The following is a 23,535-nucleotide window of genomic DNA, read 5'->3' on the forward strand; positions in this document are numbered from 1 at the left end:
TTCCCGCAGACAGGAATCACCGTTTGATCGTTAAAACCTCCAATTATTGTTTCAGGTTCTGTGTATGACGTCATGGCAGCCAGGCTGGACAACAACGCCTCCCGCTCCGGGTGATCCGGTGCTGGCAATCACCGGGCAAAACGTGGTGAGGTCCGGCGGTCAGTGGCTGACTCGCTGGCACCGGGCGGAACCATACGCCGCAAGTGATCTGGTGCCGGTAAACCTTGGCCAGTGGGGCGGCCAGCCGCTTTACGTGGTTGAACTGGCCGCCGACCGGTTACCGGATACGATGGAAGTGATTCCGTTGAGGGACGCGATCCTGATGATGGAAGAGGCTCCCGCGGACATGCTGGGAACCGGTTTCCAGGTCTGGCAGTGGTGGCGGGATCATCGTTTTTGTGGCCGTTGTGGTGGCGTCACCGGGCTCCATCCACTGGAGCGGGCAAAGTGGTGTGAGCCCTGTGGCATTCCCTGGTATCCACGGGTTGCGCCCTGCGTCATCGTGGTTATTCGCCGGGAAAATCGTATGCTTTTGGCCCGATCGTCCCGGGTGAAACGGCACTTTTACAGTCTGATTGCCGGGTTTGTGGAGCCGGGAGAGAACCTGGAAGAGGCGGTTGTCCGCGAAGTAAAGGAAGAAACCGGCCTGGATGTGACCAATATCCGCTATCGTTCGTCCCAACCCTGGCCCTTCCCGCACCAGATGATGGTTGGTTTTTTCGCCGATTACAGTGGTGGCGATCTGGTGCTCCAGGAGGATGAGCTGGCAGACGCGGACTGGTTTCTCCCCAACGATTTACCGCCGGTGCCGCCAACAACCACCATCGCCGGGCGGTTGATTCGGGAGATGGCGCAGGAGCTGGAGCAGATATGACAGGGTTGATGAAACTGTCGGGATGGGTGGTGTGACGGTACCGCGTATTCTGGTTTTTGACTCCGGTATTGGCGGTCTCAGTGTGTCTGCCTGTATCCGGCAGCGCCTGCCGTACGCCGAGCAGGTGTATGTCGCGGATAATGCCGGTTTTCCCTACGGTGACCAGCCCGAACCCGTGGTTATTCGGCGTTGCCGGGAATTGATTTCCGGGGCACTGCGGATGTATCCCTGTGACGTTATCGTGGTGGCCTGTAATACCGCCAGTACGGTGGTGCTGCCGGATCTGCGCGCAATGACATCCGTGCCCGTGGTGGGCGTTGTACCGGCAGTGAAACCGGCGGCAGCGTGCAGTCTGAACCGCCATATCGGCATCCTGGCGACTCCGGCGACTATCCGCCGCCCCTATCTGGACGAATTGATTCAGGAATTTGCCGCTGATTGCCGGATTGAGCGCATCGGCCATCCGCAGCTGGTGCGCTGGATTGAAAACACCGTCATCGGGCACGACCTGCCGCAACAGGCGCTGAAGGAAGCCTTGCAGCCGTTCCGGGAAACCGGTGTCGACACGGTGGTTCTGGGCTGCACCCATTACCCTCTGATTCGCGACCAGCTCCAGGCATGCCTGCCGGAGGTGCGTTTCTGGGTGGATTCCGGAGATGCCATTGCCCGTCGCACCGAGTGGCTCCTGAGCCAGCAGGGTGTGTCCTTGCCTCCGTCAACGCTGCCCGGGGGGGCGGTATGCGCAGCTCTGTTTTCCGGGGAAGTGCCCGATGGGTTGAGGCATTACATGGAACAGGCAGGGTTGGCCCCGGATAACATCCGGGGCCACTGGCCCGGTGATGAAGGGGTTACAACAGCCGGGTCAGCTTGAACATGGCCAGGAATTCCAGTGCCGGGATGGTTTTGCGGTGGCAGCAGTAGGTCTTGAAATTATCACCGCGAAAGCGGGATTTGGTGAACTCCAGCCCTTTGAAATTGTACAGGAAATTTCCGCGTTCATAGAGACCATGAAGTAAGCGCTTGAGCAACCGGCTTTCCTGATGCTCGGTAGCCGGGTCCAGCGATAGCGGAATCAGCCCGAGATCCAGGTAGGGCACACCTTCCGACCTGAACACCTCCATGGCGTGGGCCATCAGTGTATAAAAGATGCCCTGTCTGAAATCGGCGTTGGCCCGGGAAATATTGGGTACATAACTGACGATGTCATTGTTGCGGTAAACTGGATCAAAGTAGATAAAACCCACCGCCTTGCCGTCCTGGTAGGCATAGAAGTGACGTTCGTTTTCCCGGTAATCCATTTCCATGGGACGAATCAGGAACCGGATCTCCTTGCTTTTGCACTTGCGGGTGCGGATCCAGGCGTCTGAGATTTCCCGGGTATGGTCGTCGCTGAACCGCTCTTTCACGGTGATCCCGTTTTTTTCCGCCTGGTTCAGGGCGGTGCGCAGGACCTGCTTTTTCTTCCCGCTCAGGGTCCAGTGTTTCAGGTCAATGCGGGACTCACTGCCGAACTGGGTGCCAAACAACCCGAAACGCCTATGCAGGAAGTCCACCACCGGTTTGGAGACCTGAATGTAACAGGCATTCGGAAAGCGGTTGTGAAACCGCTCCAGAATGAGGGCGACGTGCTCCGGAGCGCAGACTGGGTCCGACAATACAAACGTACCGCTCCATTTGCGCATGTAGGCGACGTAGCCGACTCCGGCCATGTCGTAATACTTCATGCCTGGCTGCAGGGTGGAAAAAGACTGGGAATGGCCGCCGTATTTTTTCAGGTAGCCCACACGTTCCGGAAAGCTGAAGGCGCCCTCGTCCAGCGAACGAATATCATCGAGTGCAAGAATCTGGTCTGACATATGAATGCTCCCCCGGTTTGTTCTTGTTCAGAGAGTGCTTTGAGAGCCTGTTACTGCGCCTGTTTCTGACCGAGGATCGACCAGTAGCAGTTCATGTTCAGCAGCTTGAAGTGTTTCTTCTCGGTGACTTCAAGGCCGAGACGCTGCATATGCTCGGGGTAGTTGTAGATCTTGTGGAAAGCGTTGTTGGCGAACAGCCAGAATATGAAAACCGCCATGTACCAGTACATTTTCTTGAACATCCGCGCGACGAGGTTGCCGGTGGGGTAACAGAAATCTCCCACCACCACTTTGGCGTCTGCCTTGCCCAGTCGAATCAGATGCTCCAGCACCCGCACCATCATGTCTTCGTCAAACACGTTGAGGAAAAAATTGGCAACGACCATGTCGTATTGCCCGAACTCTTCGACTTTCATAATGTCGCTGTGGATGCGGCGAATGACCAGGTGGGGGGCTTCTTTCTCCTGGGCTTCCCCGAATTTGCGCAGCATGGTTTCGGACAGGTCGACCACCGTTACGTCGGCGCCGAGCTCTGCTGCCCTGATGGCGTCCCGCCCGTGGCCCACCCCGGCAAACAGAACGCGTGATCCGGGGCCTACGGTCTCCACGTCCAGCATGGCTGTCTTGCACCGGTGGATATTTTTGCCGCTGTATAGGTTGCTGAGGAAATCGTAAACGGGGCCAATGTATTTGTACTTGTCGCGCATGATCACTGTTGCCTGTCCGGATCCTGTGGATGTTGTCACCGTTTTTGTGATTGTTGGCTCGACTGCCTGTCGGCTTTCCGGTGACAACGCCTTGTGAATCTCACTCTAGGGAAGAGGCAGGGGGAATTATGTGCAGCACCGCGCATTTCCGGATACATAAAGTAACGCAGTGAAACGCTTTGCAAACCAAGTCAACATTTATAATAGGAATGTTAGACAATTGTATGGCGGGCGAACGGAACAGGTGAATGAGTCAGGCGGCGGTCAGAGAGCGGCCGCCTTGGCATGCGGGCGGTTCAGGGACTTCCCGATTACTTCGGCGGGCCTTGCCGCGCCATGGATAAACCCCTGGATCTGGTGGCAGCCGAGCTGCTTCAGGTAGGTCAGCTGCTCGTTTGTCTCAACGCCTTCCGCCACAATATCCAGTTTCAGACCGTGAGCCATGGCAATGATAGCGTTGACGATGCAGGCGCCGTCTTCGCCGCTGCGAATGGCTTTGACGAACGATTGATCCACCTTGAGGGTGTGGATTGGCAGGCGGTGAATGTAGTTGAGGGATGAGTAGCCGGTGCCAAAATCGTCAATAGCGATGCGAACGCCGAAATCTGCCAGCTCCCGCAATTTCTGGCTGATCTGCTCCAGGTCGTTCATGATCAGGTTTTCGGTAATTTCTATTTCCAGGTTCTGTGGCGGGAATCCACTGGCGTGGACCTGATTCATCAGGTTGTCCACAAACTTTGGGTGTTCGACCTGGATCGGAGAGAGGTTCACCGCCAGTCGCAGGTCGTGGTGGCCGGACCTGATCCAGTTACCAACATCCCGGAAGGCCTGATCCATGACCCGTTCGCTGACCTGGGAGATCAGCCTGGTCTCTTCGGCGAGGGGCAGGAAATCCCGGGGGTAGAGCAGGCCACGCCTGGGATGCTGCCATCGCACCAGGGCTTCCAGGCCGATCACGCGGTTGCTGTCTGAGCAGACCTGGGGCTGATAGAACACCCGCAGTTCGTCCCGCTCCAGGGCCAGTCGCAGGTCACGCTCAAGGCCGAGTCGGTTGGCCGAGTCAATGCTCATGCTTTCGGAATAGAAGCGATAGCCGTCCTTGCCTTTGGCCTTGACGTGGTACATGGCTATGTCCGCGTTCTGGATCAGGTTATCCATGGTTTCCCCGGCTTCCGGGAAAATGGAAATGCCGATACTGACGCCGACAAATACTTCGTGTTCGCCGAGTTGAAACGGGGAGCGCAGGGCTTTGATCAGTTTCTTCGCAATCTGGCGCGCATCCTCATGGCTGCGGATGGACGGCAGTAATAGCGTGAACTCGTCGCCGCCAAACCGCGATAAGGTATCGCCCTTGCGCAGACAGCGCTCCAGGCGATGGGTAACCGCCTGCAGCAGTCGGTCTCCCATGGCGTGGCCGAGGGTGTCGTTGATCACCTTGAAACGATCAAGGTCCAGGAACATCACCGCCAGCTTCTGGTTCCCCCGCCGGGCGTGGGTAATGGCCAGTTCAAGCCTATCCTTGAACAGGGCACGGTTGGGTAGGCGGGTCAGCAGGTCATGGTAGGCCTGGAAGTTGATAAACGCTTCCGCTTCCTTGCGCTCCGTGACATCCCGGGCGGTACCGTAATAGCGGGCCTCCCGGCATTTGCCCTGTGTGTCGCCGCCAGCCTGGGGCCAGGTTTCCGGGTCAATCGGGAAGGCGGTGATTTCAAAGTGGCGGTTGGCGCGACGGCTGCCCCGGGTTTTCAGGCGAACCTCCAGGGTGCGGGGATTGTCTGCGGATATATTCGGGGCATTGAGAGCATAGGTGCCCCGGGCCACGTCCCGGTCGTCGAGTATGTGGCGAAAATGGCGACCGCGTAACTCCTGCGGCTGGTATCCGAGCATGCTCTCGATCTTGTTGTTCACGAAACAGAAGTGACCGTCTCCGTCCAGCATGAAAACGATGTCCGGAGAACTGTTGACGATATAGCGGTGCAGCGCTTCGGATTTTTCGAGGCGTCCGCGAATGTGCTCGTGGGCCTGAAGCAGGGCCTGCTTTTCCAGTACGCTGCCAACGGTGGCCAGTAACTCGTCCGGATCAAATGGCTTGCGGATATAGTCCAGAGCGCCTCGTCGCAGGGCGCGGCTCACTGAGTCGAAGGAACTTTCACCGCTGACTACGACAACACCGCAATCTGGTTGTCGCGCTGCGATGTGCCGCATGACGTCAAACCCGTCCAGTCCGGGCATGCGCAAATCCAGCATCGCAAGGTCAAAGGTCTGGCTGTCGATCAACTGACACGCGCTTTGGCCATCGTCTGCTTCGGTAACGTGGTATTCCTGGCTGCGAAGCAGGGAGCCAAGGCTGGCCAGGAGTCTGGGTTCGTCATCAACCACGAGAACCCGCGCCGGTAACCGGTCGCAGAAAGGCTGTTCGGAGTGAGCCGGTGTCATTGGTGTTTGCCTGTTATTCTTCAATCGTTATCGTTCTTATGGTTGCCTGCCGCGGGTAGTAACATCCTGAAGACCGTGCCTTCATTCCCCGTGCGGCAAGCGATGCTGCCCTCCATGTCGTCGATGAGCTGTTTGACAATGCTCAGGCCCAGTCCACTGTGGCCTTTCCCCTTGCTGGTTTCTACCGGTGAAAACAGCGTGTTCCGGATAGGTTCAGGAATGCCGCCACCGTTGTCGGAAATTTCAAGTTCAACCCAGGCCTGGCCACTCTGCCAGACGGGGGCTGATGTTCTGATGGAAACCTTGCCCCCTTCGGCCAGGCATTCGGCGGCATTGCGAGTCAGGTTGATGAGGATCTGTCGGATTGCCGATGGCGGGGCTGTCACCTCGGTGTTTTCCCTGCACAGTGAGGTCGTGAGTTGTTTGCTATCCTCGGCGAACAGCCCGTTTTCCAGAAGTTCCTTGAGAGCGTGAATCTCCTGATTCAGGGTCGCACGGGCGGTATCACCAGTATCTCCGAACGCCTCCGGGCGACTGATTCGCAGTAGCAGGTCTCCGGCCCGGTCCAGTTCCTCCCGGATAACGTCCAGCTCGTTATGTACGCCGGCATCGTCGAGTTGGTGACGAAGCTGATGGATATACTGCCGAATAATGGTCAGTGGATTGGTGACTTCATGAATTTGCCGTCGCAATGACTGTTGGGCAAGCTCCGCCTCTAGCTGATCATCCCGGGTGCCGATGCGGGGTGACACCGTCCCTTTGCGGATCATGGATTTAGCCAGTTCGGTCGTGAAAAGCGTCGCCATATTTTCGGCCGAGGCCGCGTTTGTTTTGTCCGTGCCCAGGACAAATACACCGGGGCAGCTACCTTCCACGGTAAGGGGGAGGGCGAGCAGCGAGGGTGTGTGTAGCAGTGACAGCAGTTGCCGGTCCAGAACCGTTTGATCTCGTTGTCCCAGGTGCACGGCTGCCTGCCGGGTAAAGGCCTCGGTCAGGACGCTGGCGGCGGGGGCGCTCGCGACGTTCAGATCTGGAATGTCGCCGATGGTTCCGGACAGCAGCGTCAGCCCGTCATCCTCGCTGCCAAAACACAGTGCCGGCAGCCCGGTGATCAGGGTCAGGCTGTCGACGGTTTCGGCCATCGCGCTCTCCGGGGCACCCTCAAAGGAGGGCATGTTCAGAGCATGGCTGGTCATGGCCTGCTCAAGAACGGCGTGCTTTAATCGACGCTGCGCCGCGGTGGCACAGTATTCGTCGTTCAGGGAAATACCCAGGGATTCCGCGACGTCGGAGACTTCCCGGTCGATGCGGCGGTTAATTTCCCGGGTCAGCTCCTCACTCAATCCGAATACTGTGCCAACGGCGGCGATACCGGCTGCGTCGCACATGGCCAGCCGGGTGGCAAGACTGATCAGTTTGACCAGATGCCCGGCATTCTGGACTTCCGAAGGCTGGACCTGCTGGTAGCGCATGGCGTCTTCCGCCATGCTGCCGAGCCCCCAGGATCTGACCAGTGCCGCCGCAATGTCAGCATGGTGGTTGAGATAGTATTGGCGGGCGTTTCCGGGTGGTGTTTTCAGGGCAACAAGTTCGCCGACGTTGTGGAGCATGCCCAACATGAATGCCTGATCAGGTTCGGGGTAGCGGGTGAGGTTGGCCAGTGCCCGGGCCGTCAGCGCTGTGGTCAGAGAATGACGCCAGAAATCCCGCAGCTGCTGCCACTGGTCTGCGCCCAGTTCGAGCAACATCTGCCGAAGAGCTGTGGTCATCAGCAGGGTATGGAAACGATGAGTGCCAAGTCGCATCAGGGCCTGCTCTATCGAGCGTATCCTGGTGGCGGGACCGTAAAGTGCGGAATTGGCAAGCGCCAGCACCCGGGTGACCAACGCGGTATCGGTGGAGACGATATCGCTGATCTTGCGGTAATTGTCGTCCTGGCGGCAGGATTCCAGTGCCCGCAGGGTAACCTCCGGAAGACTCGGTAACTGGATGTCTGGGGCAATTTGCATGGGCTACCTGTGAGCGCCTGGTGTCGCCATATTCTGACGACATGTTCATTATTATTGTCCGTCAAGAGCTTAGACAATAACGTGGATTTATTAAACTGCTATTGCTGCAGTTTTGAACGTTGTGTTCACCAATTTGTGATGTGCGTAGAATTTAGACCGGTTCTGATGGCGATTTTGGTGCCGCTTGGCGGGATGAAAACCTGCTCAATCTTCCGACAGTGCCAGGGACAGAAGCGTTAGTTGATAGAAGAGCGGGCTGAGTTGCTGGCGTGTGAGAAGGATGCCGCGCTGCTGCGATGTGAGGCATTCAACCGTATATTTGCACTGTTGGGGCGCACAGTGGATGACGCGACAGTTGAAATCATCCAGACTGGTCTGGCCTCTCTTGAGTGAGGGCATTGTCTGGCGAGCAGGATCAGTTGGTGCGCTCAATGGCGGCGGCTGACAACGATCGTTCCTGATCTGATTTTCCTCTCTGTTGCGGGATACCCGTACCTAAAGCTTTTTTCATTTGATTGTATCTTTTTGTAGCGTAAATTTGCTTTGTGTCACCGCACCGTCATCGAAGTCGTGCAAACATTAACCGCGTTCTTTCGGATAGTGGCCCGCATAATGCAGCGGCTATTCCAGTGCTTCCTTTATTTCCACAGTGGGGCGGCAGGTCGTCAGGAGAGAAGCATTCGTGGCCACAGATTATTTATGAGAAGGAGTTCTCGGAATGGTACAGCAGCTTCAAACATCAGAGTCATCTTCCACAGTTCTGGAACAGCTGCGGGGAAAGCACGTTCTGGTAACGGGCACAACCGGCTTTCTCGGTAAGGTTGTTCTGGAAAAACTTATTCGTGCGGTTCCCGATATCGGCGGAATACATCTACTGATCCGGGGAAACAAGCGGCATCCGAATGCGCGTGAGCGCTTCCTTCACGAAATTGCCACCTCCTCGGTTTTTGAAAGGTTAAGGCAGGAGGACAACGACGCCTTCGAGACCTTCATCGATGAGCGGATCCACTGCATTACCGGTGAAGTCACGAAGCCTGGGTTCGGATTGACGCCTGAGCGTTTCAGCGCGCTGGCAAGCCGTACGGATGCGTTCATTAACTCCGCCGCGAGCGTGAACTTCCGCGAAGAGCTGGACAAGGCCCTGACTATCAACACCTTGTGCCTGAACAATGTGGTAGAGCTGGCCCGGCAAAACCGCAGTATGGCGGTTATCCAGGTGTCCACCTGCTACGTGAATGGCAAGAATTCCGGCCAGGTGACCGAGTCGGTGATCAAACCTGCCGGTGAAAGCATTCCCCGCAGCACCTCCGGTTACTATGAGATAGAAGAACTGGTCAGGCTCCTGGAAGACAAGATTGCCGACGTCCGTTCCCGATACTCCGGCAAGGTTCTGGAAAAGAAACTGGTTGATCTGGGTATTCAGGAAGCCAACCACTACGGCTGGAGCGATACCTATACCTTCACCAAGTGGCTGGGTGAGCAACTGCTGATGAAGGCGCTGGATAAGCGTGCGCTGACTATCGTCAGACCGTCCATCATCGAAAGCGCCCTGGAAGAACCCGCTCCGGGCTGGATTGAAGGTGTCAAAGTGGCGGACGCCATTATCCTCGCCTACGCCCGTGAGAAGGTGACTCTCTTCCCTGGCAAGCGCAGCGGCGTCATCGACGTGATTCCCGTTGATATGGTGGCCAACGCCATTATTCTGTCCCTGGCGGAAGCCCTCTCGGACTCACCGCAGCGCCGGGTTTACCAGTGCTGTAGCGGCAGCAGTAATCCGATTTCGCTGGGTGAGTTCATTGATCACCTGATGGCGGAATCCAAGGCCAATTACGCTGCCTATGATCAACTGTTCTATCGCCAGCCGACCAAGCCATTCATTGCGGTGAATCGCAAGCTGTTCGATGCGGTTGTTGGTGGTGTGAGGGTACCGCTGAGTGTTACCGCGCGGGTCATGAGAATGCTGGGACAGAACGGTGAACTGAAGATGCTGCGGAACCTGGATACCAGCCGGTCCCTGGCGACCATCTTTGGTTTCTACACGGCGCCGGATTACATTTTCCGCAATGATGAGCTGCAGGCTCTGGCTTCCCGAATGGGAGAGCAGGATCAGGCGCTGTTCCCGGTAGACGCCCGCCGGATCGACTGGTCAGTCTATCTGCGCAAAATCCATCTGGCCGGCCTCAATCAGTACGCCCTGAAGGAGCGTAAGCTGTACAGCCTGCGCAGTGCGAAAGCGCGAAAAAAGGCCGCCTGATGGCCAGTGAGGTGCCCGGCCTGCCGGCCGGGCATTTCCGTTCCCTTCTCTTCCCGTTGATCCCCGTCTCCATACCTTGCGGTTCATTGCGACAGGACTATCCTTCTACTCAGACTCTCACATAACGTGATTACCCATTGTTTTCATATGGATTTGGCTGCTTTCTCGTAGAAAAGTTCAGTAACATTAGGACGTTAGTCTAATTCATTGTGTGGTGGCACACATGTTGAACTACAGGTATCCGTCTTCCGGGCCAAGGCGCCCGCCAAGCTCTGTATTACAAAACCGATAATGACAACAGACTCTAAACTATAGGGGGAGCACAATGACTGAGAAACACGTTTATCCGGTAAGTCCGGAGGTGGCGAAACATGCGCTGCTGAACCGTGATCAGTACGAAGATATGTATCGGCAATCCATCGAGGACCCGGACGCGTTCTGGGGCGAGCACGGTAAGCGCCTTGAATGGATCAAGCCGTTTTCCCGGGTCAAGAATACCACCTACGACTACGACAACCTCTCCATCAAATGGTTTGAAGACGGTGAGCTGAATGCTGCCGCCAACTGCCTGGACCGCCATCTGGAAAAGCGCGGCGATCAGACCGCCATTATTTTCGAAGGTGACGATCCCGCTGATTCCCGCAATGTGACCTATCGCGAACTGTATGAAGAAACCTGTAAGTTCGCCAACGTCCTGAAAGCTCAGGGCGTGAAAAAGGGGGATGTGGTTACCATCTACATGCCGATGATTGTTGAAACGGGCGTTGCCATGCTGGCCTGTGCCCGTATCGGTGCTATTCACTCCGTTGTCTTTGGTGGTTTCTCACCGGAAGCCCTCGGCGCGCGTATCGCCAACGGCAAGTCCCGTTTTGTGGTTACCGCCGACGAAGGTGTTCGGGGTGGTCGCAAGATCCCCCTGAAGAAGAACGTGGACGCGGCACTGAGCAATGAAGCGAACGCCAATGTTGAAAAGGTGATTGTGGTCAAGCGCACCGGTGGCGATGTGCCCTGGAAAGACGGCCGTGATCAGAGTTATGAAGAGCTTATGAAGAGCGCTTCAACGGATTGCCCCGCGGAGCCGATGAACGCGGAAGACCCGCTGTTCATGCTGTACACCTCCGGCTCTACCGGCGCACCGAAGGGTGTTCTGCACACCACCGGTGGCTACATGGTCTATACCTCGATGACCCACCAGTATGTGTTTGATTATCACGATGGCGACGTTTACTGGTGTACCGCCGACTTCGGGTGGGTCACCGGCCATAGCTATATCCTGTATGGCCCGCTCGCCAATGGCGCCACGACGGTTCTGTTCGAGGGTGTGCCCAACTACCCGGATACCTCCCGCATGGGGCAGGTGGTCGACAAGCACAAGGTGAACATCCTGTACACAGCGCCTACCGCCATCCGCGCCTTGATGGCGGAAGGCGAGTCCTGCATGGATGGCACCACCCGTGACAGCCTGCGTCTTCTGGGTTCCGTGGGTGAGCCCATCAACCCCGAAGCCTGGGAGTGGTACCACCGTGTTATCGGCAACAGTAAGTGCCCGATTGTGGATACCTGGTGGCAGACCGAGACCGGCGGCATCCTGATTTCGCCGCTGCCGGGCGCCGTCGACCTGAAGCCGGGTTCGGCTACCGTGCCGTTCTTCGGTGTGAAGCCGGCACTGGTGGATAATGACGGCAAGATCCTGGAAGGCAAGACCGAGGGTAACCTGGTGATCCTGGACAGCTGGCCCGGCCAGATGCGCACCATCTACGGCGACCATGAGCGCTTCAAGCAGACCTACTTCAGCACATATAAGGGCATGTATTTCACCGGCGACGGCGCCCGTCGTGATGAGGATGGCTACTACTGGATCACCGGCCGGGTGGACGACGTTCTGAACGTGTCCGGTCACCGTCTGGGTACCGCCGAGGTCGAGAGCGCGCTGGTCGCGCACGATAAAGTCGCCGAGGCGGCTGTGGTAGGCTACCCTCACGAGATCAAGGGGCAGGGCATCTATGTCTACGTGACCCTGGTTCACGGTGAGGATCCCTCGGACGAGCTGAAGAAGGAGCTGGTCCAGTGGGTGCGCAAGGAAATTGGTCCGATTGCGTCTCCGGATGTGATTCAGTGGGCGCCTGGACTGCCCAAGACCCGCTCTGGCAAGATTATGCGCCGGATTTTGCGTAAAATTGCGTCTAACGAGCACGATCAGCTGGGGGACACCTCCACACTGGCGGATCCGGGTGTGGTGGATGACCTGATCAGCGGTCGTGCGAACAAGTAAGGCCTGCTTGTTATCAGGCCGTGTATCTGTGAGGAATCTGTTGAATGACACAAACAATTATCGTCGCCGATGATCACCCGCTGTTTCGTGCAGCTTTGAAGCAGGCGGTCAGTCAGGCGGTACCTGATGCCAAAACAGTCGAGGTTGACAGCATCAAGGCACTGCAGGCGGCGGTGGAGTCGCATCCGGATGCGGATCTGGTATTGCTGGATCTCAATATGCCGGGTGCCCACGGCTTCTCCGGGCTGGTGTTCATGCGCGGGCAATATCCCGGGTTGCCAGTGGTGGTTGTGTCAGGATCGGAGGAATTGCAGGTGATGCGTCGTTCGATCGATTACGGGGCGTCCGGCTTCATTCCGAAGTCGGCGCCGTTGCCGACCATTACCGAGGCGATCCAGGCGGTCCTGGAAGGGGATGTCTGGTTGCCGGAGGGTGTGGCGGACAAGATTGAGCAGATGCATTCGGATATGACGGATTTTTCCGAGAAGCTGGCGTCGCTGACGCCGCAGCAGTTCCGGGTGCTGGGTATGTTGGCCGAGGGGCTTCTGAACAAGCAGATTGCGTATGATCTGGATGTGTCGGAGGCGACGATCAAGGCGCATATTACGGCGGTGTTCCGGAAGCTTGGGGTTCGGAATCGGACTCAGGCGGTGATTGCGATTCAGCAGATGGAGATTGATCCTTCGGATCAGTCGTTGTCTGGTAGCTGACGTTCAGCTTTTTCCGGTGTTCATGAAGCGGGAGCCTTTTGGCTCCCGTTTTTTGTTTTTAGCCCTTTTCTTTTGGTGTGTGGTGCTGGGCGGGTGAGCCTTCCACGGGCACGCTACGAGCACATCCCTGTGCGCTTCGCTTTGGCCATCCATGGCCAAAGAGATCCCGTGGAAGGCTCACCCGCCCAGCCCCTCCGACTACGGTGATGGCTTCTCTTTTAAAAAGTACACGTGTACGCAATTGTTTGTTGTTCACCAAATATTCATCTAAATGCCATTGTTATTGGCTGTTTCTTTCTGTAAATTCGGCTCACACATGTACGCTCAAATATATAGAGTGTGCTGGACGATTGTGTTTTCAGAATGAAAGGTGACGAATGAACGCTGCTGTGAAACCCGATTCAATGGGCAATGCCGTGTTTGGAAAACCCGATGAGCGCGAGCTTCGGGACCGGATGAAGAAGGAACTGCCGGCGGATACGTTCCAGGCGCAGACCTGGCGGGTGATCTGGTTTTTGCCGTTGCAGATGATCATCTGGGGTGGGATCGCGACGATTCTGCTGGCGGGTTTGCCGTGGTATGCGAATCTGGGCCTTGGGCTGGTGGTCGGGCATACCATTGGTGCTCAGGCGCTGCTGGCCCATGAGGTGTTGCACGGGGCGCTGGGCATGAGCAAGCGCTGGCAGAATTTCTTTGGTTGGCTGGGGTTCGGGCCGATGATTGTGCCGCCGGAGTTCTGGCGTAAGTGGCACAATGTGGTGCATCACGGGAATACCAATACCGGCGATTCAGACCCGGACAGTTTTGGTACTTTGCGCCGTTACAAGACCGATCCCAAGCAGAAGAAGTTCACCAAGCTGGCGCCGGGTTCAGGTACCTGGTACAGCTATCTGTTCCTGACCTATTCGTTCACGTTTCATGCGCAACTGGTGTTGTGGTTCCAGGCGAAGCGTCGCAAGCAGTTTCAGGGCTTCGATCGTAGCAAGGCGATTCGCCAGACCTTTTACTGCATGGCGCTGTGGGCTGTACTTGCGGTGATCTCCGGTCCTCTGGCGCTGTTTACGGTGGTTGTGCCATTCATGGTGGCCAATGCCCTGGGGCAGGGGTATATCCTCACCAATCACTTCCTGCGCCCTCAGACGGCCACCAATAATCCACTGGATAACTCCATGAGCCTGCGCAGCCATCCGGTGCTGGATCGGTTGCACTTCCGGTTCAGTCATCATGTGGAGCACCATTTCTTTCCGAAAATGGGGCACAACATGGCGCCGCGGGTGCGGAAGTGGCTGGAGGAGAATCACGGGGAGCGGTATATGGCGATGCCCCATGGCACGGCGCTGAAGCTTCTTTACACCACTCCGAGGGTTTATAAGTCGTCCACGGAGTTGGTGGATCCGAATAATCCGGAGCGGGTGTTTGATTTGTTGCCGTTGCAGAGTCAGTTTGCGGCTAGTAATAGTCGTTAAATGATTTGGTTTTGTCGGATTACGCCTGTGCCCGCTCCGGACTCCGATAATCCCGCGCTACTTGCTCCCGGCGTACCCAAGCTCCTTGTTCACCAGATTAAACAGCTCCTCACCACCATGCCAGCGATCAAAGTTCTCCAGGAACTGGTCGGTGAGGGCGCGTTTCCAGCCGATGAAATCGCCGGCCATGTGGGCCGTCATGATGACGTTTTCCATGTCCCATAGTGGGTGATCTTCAGGTAGCGGTTCTTCCTCGAACACATCCAGGCCGGCACCGGCGATCTCACCGTTCTTTAAGGCGTCGACCAGATCATCGGTTTTAACGATGGGGCCGCGGCCGATGTTGATCAGCCGAGCGTGGGGGCGCATGGTCTTGAATGCCTTGCTGTCGAACAGGCCTTCGGTCTGAGGCGTTAGCGGCGCGGCGATGACCACATAATCCGCCAGGGCCAGCTGTTCGAACAGGTCGTCGTTGCTGTGCACGGCGACAAAGTCAGGGTCGTCATGGCGCGCCTTGCGGGCAATGCCGTGGGGATTCATGCCAATGGCGCTGACCAGGCGACCGATCTGGCGGCCGATAGAGCCGGCGCCCACCACCAGGACATGATTGCCTTGTGCCCGTTCGGTATCCCGGTGCTGCCACTTGCGGTCCATCTGCAGGCGGATGGAGCGGGGGAAGTCCTTGGCGAACATCAGAATGGTGCAGAGCACGTATTCAGCAATGGTGCGGTCGAAAATACCCCGGGCGTTGGTAACCGTTACGTCGCCTTCGGTCAGCGCGGGGAACATCAGGGCGTCCACGCCGGCGCTGGTGGCGTGAATCCACTGAAGTTTGTCGGCGGCGGGCCAGGCGGCTTCCAGGGCTTCGGTGCGAAAGTCCGTCACCATCATGACATCGGTGCCGGGGAGGGTGTCTCTCAGAGTAGGTTCGTCACAGGCAAACCGTACGGTGGCTCTGGCCCGGAGGGCATCCATTCCAGGCGGTTCCTGTTCGTCCGGGGCAGTCAGAACGGTTACGACCGGTTTGCTGTGTTTTGTCATCTGTCCTCCACTCACCTGAATACGCTGTTTGAGGGCGCCGGAAACGCATGGCAAGGCGTTACGATCCAGCCTTGTACAGTCTGGTTCGCCGGTGGCGGGCGGTCAACCTGAGTTGCCGAAACAGAGGCGTTCAGTGCCCGGAAAATGACAGTTGATCCAAGCCTTGAATCTTTCTGTTGTCAGGCCTTGTTCCTCTCCTGTTTACTGACTAACCTGCATGAGTACCTTATATTTTGCCTTGTTTGCAGGAGGTGTTCTTATGGTCGGAGCCGCCAACAACGAAACTGGCCAGGCCAAGCCACGGAAAGTGAAGTATCGCAAGAGCAAGGCCAGTTGGAATCCCGCCATGCAGGCCATTCCGGTCCCCGGCATTCGTCGCATGGTGAATATGGCGGCGACCATGAAGGATGTGATTCACCTGTCCATCGGTCAGCCGGATCTGCCAACGCCCAAGCACATTATCGATGCCTACATCGATGCCCTGAATGCCGGGCAGACCGGTTACACCATGGACGCAGGTTTGCCGGAGCTGCTGGTGGCACTGCGGGACTATTACGGCAAGCGTTACAACCGGCGGCTGACGCGGGACAACATCCTGATTACCAGTGGCGCCACCGAAGCGATGTACCTGGCTATCTCCGCCACATCAGCGCCGGGGCGGCAGTTTATTGTGACCGATCCGTCGTTCCTGCTGTATGCCCCGCTGATCCGCATGAACGGTGGCGAGGTCAAGTTTGTTCCCACCCGGGCGGAGAACAATCATCAGCTGGATCCGGACGAGGTCATCCGCGCTATGGGCGCGCGCACCTTCGCCCTTATCCTCAATAACCCGAACAACCCCACCGGAGCGGTCTATCCCCGCAGCACGGTGGAGACCATTCTGGAAGAGTGTGCCTACCGCGGGATTCAGGTGTATGCGGATGAGGTCTACGACCACCTGATTTTCGACGACGATGACTTCGCCAGCGTGCTGAACTGTTCGATGGATCTGGACAACATCATGTGCATCAGCAGTTTTTCCAAGACTTACAGTATGGCGGGGCTGCGGATCGGATGGGTTATTTCGAGCCAGGCGGCCATCAAGTCGCTGCGTCGCTATCACATGTTTACCACCTCGGTGGCCAACACCCCGTCCCAGTTTGCCGGGGTCGCGGCATTGACCGGTGACCAGCAGTGCGTCAAGGATATGGTGGACATATACCGGGAGCGCCGTGACAAGGTGGTTGAGCTGATCGATCAGACGCCCCATATGACCGGTTACAAGCCAGGCGGTGCATTCTTTGCCTTCCCGGATCTGCCGCCCCATGTGGATGGTTCTGATCTGGCCCTGCGCATGTTGAAAGAAACCGGCGTGTGCATGGTGCCCGGCGATGCCTTCGGCGAACACTGCACCAATGCAGTCAGGATCAGTTTCTCGACCACGTGTGAGAAACTCGAAGAAGCGTTTGACCGGGTAATACCGTGGATGGCGAAGCAACAGTTCTGAGGTGGATATGGCAGCCCTGGACTCGGTTCTCATTCAATGCCCGTACTGCTGGGAGACGCTGGAAGTCAGCGTCGACCCCTCGGTGCAGGAGCAGGAGTATGTTGAGGACTGCCAGGTATGCTGTCAGCCTATCCTGCTGAAGGTCGCGGTAGATGATGACCTGACGCCCCATGTTGAGGTTCACGCGGAGAACGAGTGAGCCTCTCTAACGAATTCTTAACCTACTCTGCGTTCGGGATGGCTTAGGCTAGCCCCTTCTGTTCGTGATCATTCCGGAGAAGATTCCATGGTTTTCAAGCGTTCATCCGTCCTGCCGGCTGTTCTCGCCCTGGCAGTCAGCCTGATCAGCGGTTGCGCCAGCCTGTCGCCTTATTCGATCTCGGAAGCGACACTGGAGCGTCACTTTCAGGATGCTGTCACCACCTTTGACCGGGAGCAGTTGAAAAGTGGCTCGCCATTAAGCCTGAGTCTGAGTGATGCCGATATCACCCTGGGGCCCGACGGCCGGGATGTGGCTGTTATCGATCTCAAGGGCCAGGTGGCACTCAATGCTCTGATGGCCAAGCTGCCGGTGGACCTTGCGCTGAAAGTGGAAGGGGCGCCGGTCTATGATGCCGAGGAAAGGGCGGTTTATATCCGTCGCCTCCAGCTGCTGGAGAGCAGTATCGATTCACCTCTGTTCAAGGGTGATCTCAAGCCAGTGACCGACAACGTGATGCGGGTTGTGGCGCAGATGCTGGAGACCATGCCGGTCTACCGCCTGGACGACACGGATGTTGCCCAGCGCATGTTCGGAATGGTCCCGATGGATGTCCGGGTGGCCCCCGGTCGGCTTGAGTTTGTGATGTCAGAATAAGCGTGGAATAACGTAAAAGGGGCCGGAATCAGCGGCCCCTTTTACGTTACGTTGTCTGCGTTATGGGGAAAATCAGGCGGTTGCTTTCAGGGCTTCCTCGAAGATATTCACCGCCTCATCAATCTGTTGTTCATTGACGATCAGTGGCGGCAGCCAGCGAACAATTTCCTGGTAGGGGCCGCAGCGCAGCATCAGCAAGCCGCGCTGCTCGCATTCCTTGAGGATCTTGCCGGCGCGCTCGCCATCCGGACAGCCGTCCCGCCGCATTTCCACGCCGACCATCAAGCCCTTGCCGCGAACATCCGCCATGTCCGGATAATCGTTTTTCAGGCTGTGAAGACTGTCTGACAGGCGTTTGCCCATCCTTTCCGCATTTTCCACCAGTCCTTCTTCGCGGATGACGTCGATGGTGGCAATAGCTGCAGCCGCTGCGACCGCATTGCCTCCGTAGGTGCCGCCCTGGGAGCCGGGCCAGCCCTTGGCCATGGTTTCTTCCGATGCCGCCAATGCCGAAATCGGGAAGCCGCTGGCCAGGCCCTTGGCTATCATGATGGCATCCGGCGTCACGCCAAAGTGTTGGTGGGCCCAGAACTTGCCGCTGCGGCCGAAGCCGGCCTGGACCTCATCGAACACCAGCATAATGCCGTGCTTGTCACAACGTTCCCGCAGGCCTTCCAGGAAGCGGGCATTGGCGGGCACATAGCCGCCTTCGCCCTGAATCGGTTCAATCAGCATGGCGGCGGTTTCTTTGGGCGCGGAGTAGGTTACAAAGATGCGATCCAGTTCCCGCAGGCAGAAGTCGGTGGTGTCTTCCAGGTTCCAGCCATAATGGTGGGCGTGGGGGAAGGGCGCCACGACAACGCCGCCCATCATCGGGCTCACCCCGGCGCGCAGCCCCACACTGGATGTAGTCAGGGACAGGGAGCCCATGGTGCGCCCATGGAAGCCACCATGAAAAACAATGATGTTTGGCCGCCCCGTGGCCTGGCGTACCAGTCGGATGGCGCCTTCAGCCACCTCGGTGCCGGCGTTGGAGAAAAAGAATGCATTCAGCGGGTCCGGGGTGAGTTCGCCCAGTTTTTCCGCGAGTTCCGGGAGCCGTGGATTCATCACCGTGGTCGCCTGGGCGTGAATCATGGTCGCCACCTGTTTCTGTGCAGCTTCCACAACTTTCGGGTGACAGTGACCGGTACTGGTGACGCCAATGCCGGAGGTGAAATCCAGATACCGTCGGCCATCCGGATCAATGATATAGGCGCCTTCGCCCTTGGCTGCGGTTATGCCAGTCGCCTGTTTCAGCAGTGGTGATAACTTGCCTTTTTGATCGGTCACGGTGCACCTCCCGAAGTGAATTTAGTCCCTTTTGCAGCCTAGTCCTAAAAAGCTGCTTTTCAAATGCATGAGAAAGATTAGTTGCCCGCATCCAGGCGCTGGCAGATCGCGCTGCCGACTTCATTGGTGCCCCGTCGGGTTCCGGCGTTCTCCGCGAGATCCGACGCCACGGCGTCAAACAGCTTTTGCCCGGCAGCGGCCAGCGCCGGGTCATTGCGCCCCAGCCACTCCAGCATGCGTGCGGTGGTGAACAGCATGGCCGTGGGGTCCGCCAGGCCCTGGCCGGCGATATCCGGGGCACTGCCGTGGGTGGGCTCGAACATGGACGGCATATCGGGGTCGGTGGGGTTCAGGTTGCAGGACGGGGCAACACCCATGCCTCCTGAAAGAACAGCGGCCAGGTCCGTCAGAATGTCACCCTGCAGGTTACTGGCGACCACCACATCAAAGGCCCAGGGGCACTGCACGAACTTCATGCAGGCGGCATCCACCAGTTCGTGGTGAGTGGCTACGTCCGGGTATTCCTTGCTGATGTCTTCAAAGGCTTCGGAGTACATGTCACCCCAGTAGCGCAGGGCATTGCGCTTGGTAACAATGCAGACCTGGCTTTCGCAGGTGCGGCCGTCCAGGGTTTTGAAGTGGCGTGTGCGCCCCTCTTTGATCCGATCACTGGCTCGCAGGCGGGCCTGTTCAAAACCGTAGCGAATGATCCGGTCAGTGGCGTGGCGGGTGAACACTTCCATCTGGGTGGCGACTTCATCGGGTGTGCCCTTACGCAGCCGACCACCCTGGCTGACGTATTCGCCTTCGCTGTTTTCCCGGATGACCAGCATGTCGATGTCTTTGGCACGCTCATCGGCCAGGTACTGGCGGGCTCCGGGCAACAGCCGGGCGGGCCGTTCGCAAACCCACTGGTCAAACCCCTTGCGCATATCCAGCAGTGGCGCCAGGGAAATGCTGTCCGGCAACAGGTAGCGCTGTGGGTCATCCACCGGGCCGGGATCGCCCAGGGCGCCCAACAGGATGGCATCAAATTCCTTGAGTTGGGTCAGCGCATCTTCCGGCATGGATTCGCCATGTTCTTCATGCCAGGCGTGGGAGGGCCAGGGAAAGCGGGTCCATTCCAGGTCCAGGTTATGCCTGGAGCGCAGTGTCTCCAGGCAACGCACAGCCTCGGCGACAACTTCAGGGCCAATGCCGTCGCCCGGGGTGACGGCGATGCGGGTTTTCTGGGCCATTCCGGAAACTCCTGTTGGTTTTGAAAGCGTATTGAACTATCCCTGTCAGTGTAGTCGCGACGGTGATGGATGCCACCGCTCAACATGAACGTTGTTTTACGTGAGAAAGGGCGGGCGCTATAGTGAGTGGGATCTTCCGCTATCCTGGGATAGCGTGCCCAACTCAGAGGTAATATCTTGTTCTATCGCATTGTTACGATTGTTGGCGGGCTGGTGTTTGTTATCGTCCTGTTCGCCCTGATCTGGTTTTTCTGTAAGCAGTTTCTATTGCGTCACGGAGTGGAGGAACAGGCCTCCGACCGGGCAACGGTGCTGGCCACCTGGACCTTCGCCGGTATCAGTGTCGGGTTGGTGTTTGCCGTGGTGGGGGCGTTTATTCTGGGCCCCTGGGCGTTCTACCGAACCTTGCGGGGCCATGACGTGCCGGTTTCCGATGGCGCGGCTATCTGGTGGGGCTTTGGGATCGTGGTCCTGTCGATGGGTATCACCGCCGCCGGGTTTTTTGGCTTCCTTGGCCTGGTTGGTGCCTACTGACCGGCGCTTTCATGCAATGTGCCTGAGCTGTTCGCGGAACCAGATTAATGCGGGTTCCCGTTCATAAGCCTTGTGCCAGTAGAGGTGTACATCCAGGCCGGGTAGGTCTGCGGGCGGTGTGAGGATGTGTATATCCGCACGCTCCGCGATGATCCGGGCGTAGGTTTCGGGCATGGTCAGTAGCAGGTTCGTCCCCTCGACGACCCGGCAGGCTGCGTAGTAATGCTGACAACGCAGACGTATATGCCGTTGCACGCCCAGACGCGACAGCTCGAAATCCTCGATTCCGGGGCCCTCGGTGCGTGAGGACACCAACACGTGCTGGGCGGCGATATACCTGTCCATTGTAAGCTCACCTTCAGCCAGCGGATGCCCCGCCCTTGCCAATACCACCAGGCGATCCCGCCGCAACAGCTCATGGGCGGTCTGATTGCTCACCGGCAGCAGCACGTCCACCGCGAAATCCAGCTTTCCCGCGGCGAGCTGGGTTTCCATGTCCCGCCGGGGAATACGTTGGCTGACAATTTCCAGTTCCGGGTAGTGGTCGAGCCGTTGCATCAGCTGTGGCAGGAAAGTCGATTCCAGAATATCCCGCAACGCCAGGGAGTAGGTCTTACGCTGGGTCGCAGGATCAAAGGCGTGGAACTGGTTGACCGCCCCCTGGATCTGGGTAAGCCCGGGGCGCATGGATTCCAGGAATCGACGGGCCAGGGGGGTGGGAATCATCTGGTTGCCCTGACGGGTAAACAGTGGATCGTCAAAATGCTCTCGCAACCGTGACAGGGAATGGCTGACTGCCGGTTGTGTCAGGTGCAGCGCCTTGGCGGCGCGGGTCAGGCTGCCTTCCCGATAGATGGTGTCGAAAACGTGCAAAAGGTTAAGGTCCAGTCGGTTCAGAGCCATGATTGATTGCCAATTTGGTGAATAAGTATGGCTAATGATAAACGATAAGAAAAATTCAGTCGCGTAATAGTTGGCAGGGTTCTAGACTGGCTTCAATCAGTCAAGAGGCGAGGAACCAGCTATGGACTTTACCATCTCAGCGAAAGGCCAGGATTATCTCGAACGCGTTAAAGCGTTCATGAAAGATGAGATATTTCCGATTGAAGAACAGTACCACCGGGAGCTGGCCTCCCTGGATAACCGCTGGGTAGTGCTGCCCATCATCAGGGAACTGAAGGAAAAGGCCAAAGCCCAGGGCCTGTGGAACATGTTCTTCCCCGATGAAGAGCACGGTTGCGGCCTGCTTAACTCCGACTACGCCCTGATTGCCGAGGAAACCGGCCGCAGTTTCATTGCTCCGGAAATCTTCAACTGCAACGCGCCTGACACCGGCAACATGGAGGTGCTGATCCATTACGGCTCCGAAGAGCAGAAAGCCGAGTGGCTGCCACGGCTGCAAAGCGGCGAAATCCGTTCCGCTTTCTGTATGACGGAACCGGCAGTTGCCTCATCGGACGCAACCAATATGGAAGCCACCGCCATTGTTGAAGGTGATGAAGTGGTCCTCAATGGCCGCAAGTGGTGGAGCACCGGCATTGGTCATCCGGATTGCAAGGTGGCGATCTTCATGGGCCTGACCGACCCGGAAGCCCAGAAGCACCGCCGCCACTCCATGGTTCTGGTGCCGCTGGATACCCCGGGCGTCAAAATCGAGCGCATGCTGCCGGTGTTTGGCGAATACGATGAGCCGTACGGTCATGGTGTCGTCTCATTTGAGAATGTCCGTTTGCCGAAGAGCGCCTTCATTGCCGGCCCGGGTCGTGGTTTTGAAATCGCCCAGGGCCGCCTGGGACCGGGCCGTGTTCATCACTGCATGCGGGCCATCGGCGCCGCTGAACGCACGTTGGAGTTACTGATCAAACGTGCAACCAGCCGTGAAGCTTTTGGACGCCCGATCGCAAAGCTGGGCGGTAATCCGGACATCATTGCTAATGCGCGCATGTCGATTGAGCAGGCCCGTTTGTTGACCCTCAAGTGTGCCTGGGCGCTGGATACCAAGGGTATCGCCGGGGCGCTGCAGGAAGTGTCCATGATCAAGGCGGTGATTCCGTCCATGCTGCAGACCATTGTGGATCAGGCGATTCAGATTCACGGCGGTGCGGGTGTCAGCGACGATGATTTCCCACTGACGCAATTGTTCGCCTATGCTCGGGTATTGCGGTTGGCCGATGGCCCGGACGAGGTTCATCGGGCTATGGTGGCTCGTCTGGAGCTTCGCAAGTACAAGTCCTGACTTTGGTGCCTGGTTCGGTGAGGCCTCTAGAGTTGGTGCATGGAGCAGGTGGGATGGGGGTTCTGAAACACGCTCCTTCGGCACATCCATGTGACGCTTGGGCTCCGCCATCCATGGCTCCGCACAGTTTCAGAACCCCCATCCCACCTGCTCCTCCAAACTCTGGGAGAGTGCATTCAACGTGAAGTCATTCAGGTATTGGGGGAAGTTTGGAGTTTGGATCGGATA

Annotated in this window: 19 protein-coding genes; 11 read left to right on the plus strand and 8 right to left on the minus strand. The window is 57.6% G+C overall.

The genetic code is table 11. The features are described 5' to 3' along the window. The first annotated feature begins 64 nt into the window (after window positions 1-64). The gene (nudC, locus tag ACQUWM_RS06385; protein ID WP_407002067.1) at window positions 65-874 is read left to right on the plus strand and encodes an NAD(+) diphosphatase; all 810 of its coding nucleotides are present in this window, start codon (window positions 65-67) and stop codon (window positions 872-874) included. Between the two features lie 22 nt (window positions 875-896). After that, on the plus strand, window positions 897-1,745 hold the full coding sequence (gene murI, locus ACQUWM_RS06390; RefSeq protein WP_428921555.1) for a glutamate racemase: 849 nt from the start codon (window positions 897-899) through the stop codon (window positions 1,743-1,745). Here murI and ACQUWM_RS06395 read toward each other — a convergent pair. The 4 genes from ACQUWM_RS06395 to ACQUWM_RS06410 all read right to left on the minus strand — a co-directional run bounded on the left by ACQUWM_RS06395 (window position 1,723) and on the right by ACQUWM_RS06410 (window position 7,882). Next, on the minus strand, window positions 1,723-2,730 hold the full coding sequence (locus ACQUWM_RS06395; RefSeq protein ID WP_428921556.1) for a DUF2156 domain-containing protein: 1,008 nt from the start codon (window positions 2,728-2,730) through the stop codon (window positions 1,723-1,725). The two genes, murI and ACQUWM_RS06395, sit on opposite strands and share 23 nt — an antisense overlap. 50 nt (window positions 2,731-2,780) lie before the next feature. Then, window positions 2,781-3,437, minus strand: a complete 657-nt coding sequence (locus tag ACQUWM_RS06400; protein ID WP_428921557.1) for a class I SAM-dependent methyltransferase — start codon at window positions 3,435-3,437, stop codon at window positions 2,781-2,783. Window positions 3,438-3,701: 264 nt separating this feature from the next. Next, complete coding sequence (locus ACQUWM_RS06405; protein ID WP_407002063.1) at window positions 3,702-5,873, minus strand: putative bifunctional diguanylate cyclase/phosphodiesterase; 2,172 nt, start codon at window positions 5,871-5,873, stop codon at window positions 3,702-3,704. A 20-nt stretch (window positions 5,874-5,893) separates the two neighbouring features. Next, on the minus strand, window positions 5,894-7,882 hold the full coding sequence (locus tag ACQUWM_RS06410; RefSeq protein ID WP_428921558.1) for an HDOD domain-containing protein: 1,989 nt from the start codon (window positions 7,880-7,882) through the stop codon (window positions 5,894-5,896). A gap of 718 nt (window positions 7,883-8,600) precedes the next feature. Here ACQUWM_RS06410 and ACQUWM_RS06415 point away from each other — a divergent pair. The 4 genes from ACQUWM_RS06415 to ACQUWM_RS06430 all read left to right on the plus strand — a co-directional run bounded on the left by ACQUWM_RS06415 (window position 8,601) and on the right by ACQUWM_RS06430 (window position 14,584). Continuing rightward, entirely contained in the window at window positions 8,601-10,136 is a 1,536-nt protein-coding gene (locus ACQUWM_RS06415) for a fatty acyl-CoA reductase (protein ID WP_428921559.1), read from the plus strand. A gap of 325 nt (window positions 10,137-10,461) precedes the next feature. Next, window positions 10,462-12,408, plus strand: coding sequence for an acetate--CoA ligase (acs, locus tag ACQUWM_RS06420; RefSeq protein WP_428921560.1), 1,947 nt, complete (start codon window positions 10,462-10,464; stop codon window positions 12,406-12,408). A 44-nt stretch (window positions 12,409-12,452) separates the two neighbouring features. Continuing rightward, a complete protein-coding gene (locus ACQUWM_RS06425) occupies window positions 12,453-13,118 on the plus strand; it encodes a LuxR C-terminal-related transcriptional regulator (RefSeq protein WP_406986502.1) in 666 nt (221 codons plus the stop codon). Between the two features lie 389 nt (window positions 13,119-13,507). Further along, the gene (locus tag ACQUWM_RS06430) at window positions 13,508-14,584 is read left to right on the plus strand and encodes a fatty acid desaturase family protein (RefSeq protein ID WP_428921561.1); all 1,077 of its coding nucleotides are present in this window, start codon (window positions 13,508-13,510) and stop codon (window positions 14,582-14,584) included. A 57-nt stretch (window positions 14,585-14,641) separates the two neighbouring features. On the opposite strand, the gene ACQUWM_RS06435 is transcribed toward ACQUWM_RS06430, so the two are convergent. After that, window positions 14,642-15,625 (minus strand): D-2-hydroxyacid dehydrogenase, encoded by a 984-nt coding sequence (locus tag ACQUWM_RS06435; RefSeq protein WP_428921562.1) that lies wholly within the window; start codon window positions 15,623-15,625, stop codon window positions 14,642-14,644. A gap of 259 nt (window positions 15,626-15,884) precedes the next feature. On the opposite strand from ACQUWM_RS06435, the gene ACQUWM_RS06440 reads away from it, so the two are divergent. From ACQUWM_RS06440 to ACQUWM_RS06450, 3 genes are all read left to right on the plus strand, one after another. Beyond that, window positions 15,885-17,111, plus strand: coding sequence for a pyridoxal phosphate-dependent aminotransferase (locus ACQUWM_RS06440; RefSeq protein WP_407002053.1), 1,227 nt, complete (start codon window positions 15,885-15,887; stop codon window positions 17,109-17,111). Between the two features lie 7 nt (window positions 17,112-17,118). Continuing rightward, on the plus strand, window positions 17,119-17,310 hold the full coding sequence (locus tag ACQUWM_RS06445) for a CPXCG motif-containing cysteine-rich protein (RefSeq protein WP_407002052.1): 192 nt from the start codon (window positions 17,119-17,121) through the stop codon (window positions 17,308-17,310). Window positions 17,311-17,397: 87 nt separating this feature from the next. Further along, window positions 17,398-17,967, plus strand: coding sequence for a DUF1439 domain-containing protein (locus ACQUWM_RS06450; RefSeq protein ID WP_407002051.1), 570 nt, complete (start codon window positions 17,398-17,400; stop codon window positions 17,965-17,967). A 72-nt stretch (window positions 17,968-18,039) separates the two neighbouring features. On the opposite strand, the gene ACQUWM_RS06455 is transcribed toward ACQUWM_RS06450, so the two are convergent. Both ACQUWM_RS06455 and ACQUWM_RS06460 read right to left on the minus strand, forming a co-directional pair. After that, window positions 18,040-19,299 carry an aspartate aminotransferase family protein gene (locus tag ACQUWM_RS06455; RefSeq protein ID WP_428921563.1) on the minus strand — a complete coding sequence of 420 codons (1,260 nt, stop codon included), beginning with the start codon at window positions 19,297-19,299 and terminating at the stop codon, window positions 18,040-18,042. 77 nt (window positions 19,300-19,376) lie between these two features. Continuing rightward, window positions 19,377-20,537 (minus strand): isocitrate/isopropylmalate dehydrogenase family protein, encoded by a 1,161-nt coding sequence (locus tag ACQUWM_RS06460; RefSeq protein WP_428921564.1) that lies wholly within the window; start codon window positions 20,535-20,537, stop codon window positions 19,377-19,379. Window positions 20,538-20,714: 177 nt separating this feature from the next. Here ACQUWM_RS06460 and ACQUWM_RS06465 point away from each other — a divergent pair, with 177 nt between their 5' ends. Next, on the plus strand, window positions 20,715-21,071 hold the full coding sequence (locus ACQUWM_RS06465) for a hypothetical protein (protein ID WP_407002048.1): 357 nt from the start codon (window positions 20,715-20,717) through the stop codon (window positions 21,069-21,071). A gap of 9 nt (window positions 21,072-21,080) precedes the next feature. On the opposite strand, the gene ACQUWM_RS06470 is transcribed toward ACQUWM_RS06465, so the two are convergent. Next, entirely contained in the window at window positions 21,081-21,974 is an 894-nt protein-coding gene (locus ACQUWM_RS06470) for a LysR family transcriptional regulator (RefSeq protein WP_407002047.1), read from the minus strand. Between the two features lie 121 nt (window positions 21,975-22,095). On the opposite strand from ACQUWM_RS06470, the gene ACQUWM_RS06475 reads away from it, so the two are divergent. Further along, a complete protein-coding gene (locus ACQUWM_RS06475) occupies window positions 22,096-23,307 on the plus strand; it encodes an acyl-CoA dehydrogenase family protein (RefSeq protein ID WP_428921565.1) in 1,212 nt (403 codons plus the stop codon). Window positions 23,308-23,535: the final 228 nt, after the last annotated feature.

Source organism: Marinobacter sp. DUT-3 (assembly GCF_050379435.1).
Lineage (GTDB): Bacteria > Pseudomonadota > Gammaproteobacteria > Pseudomonadales > Oleiphilaceae > Marinobacter.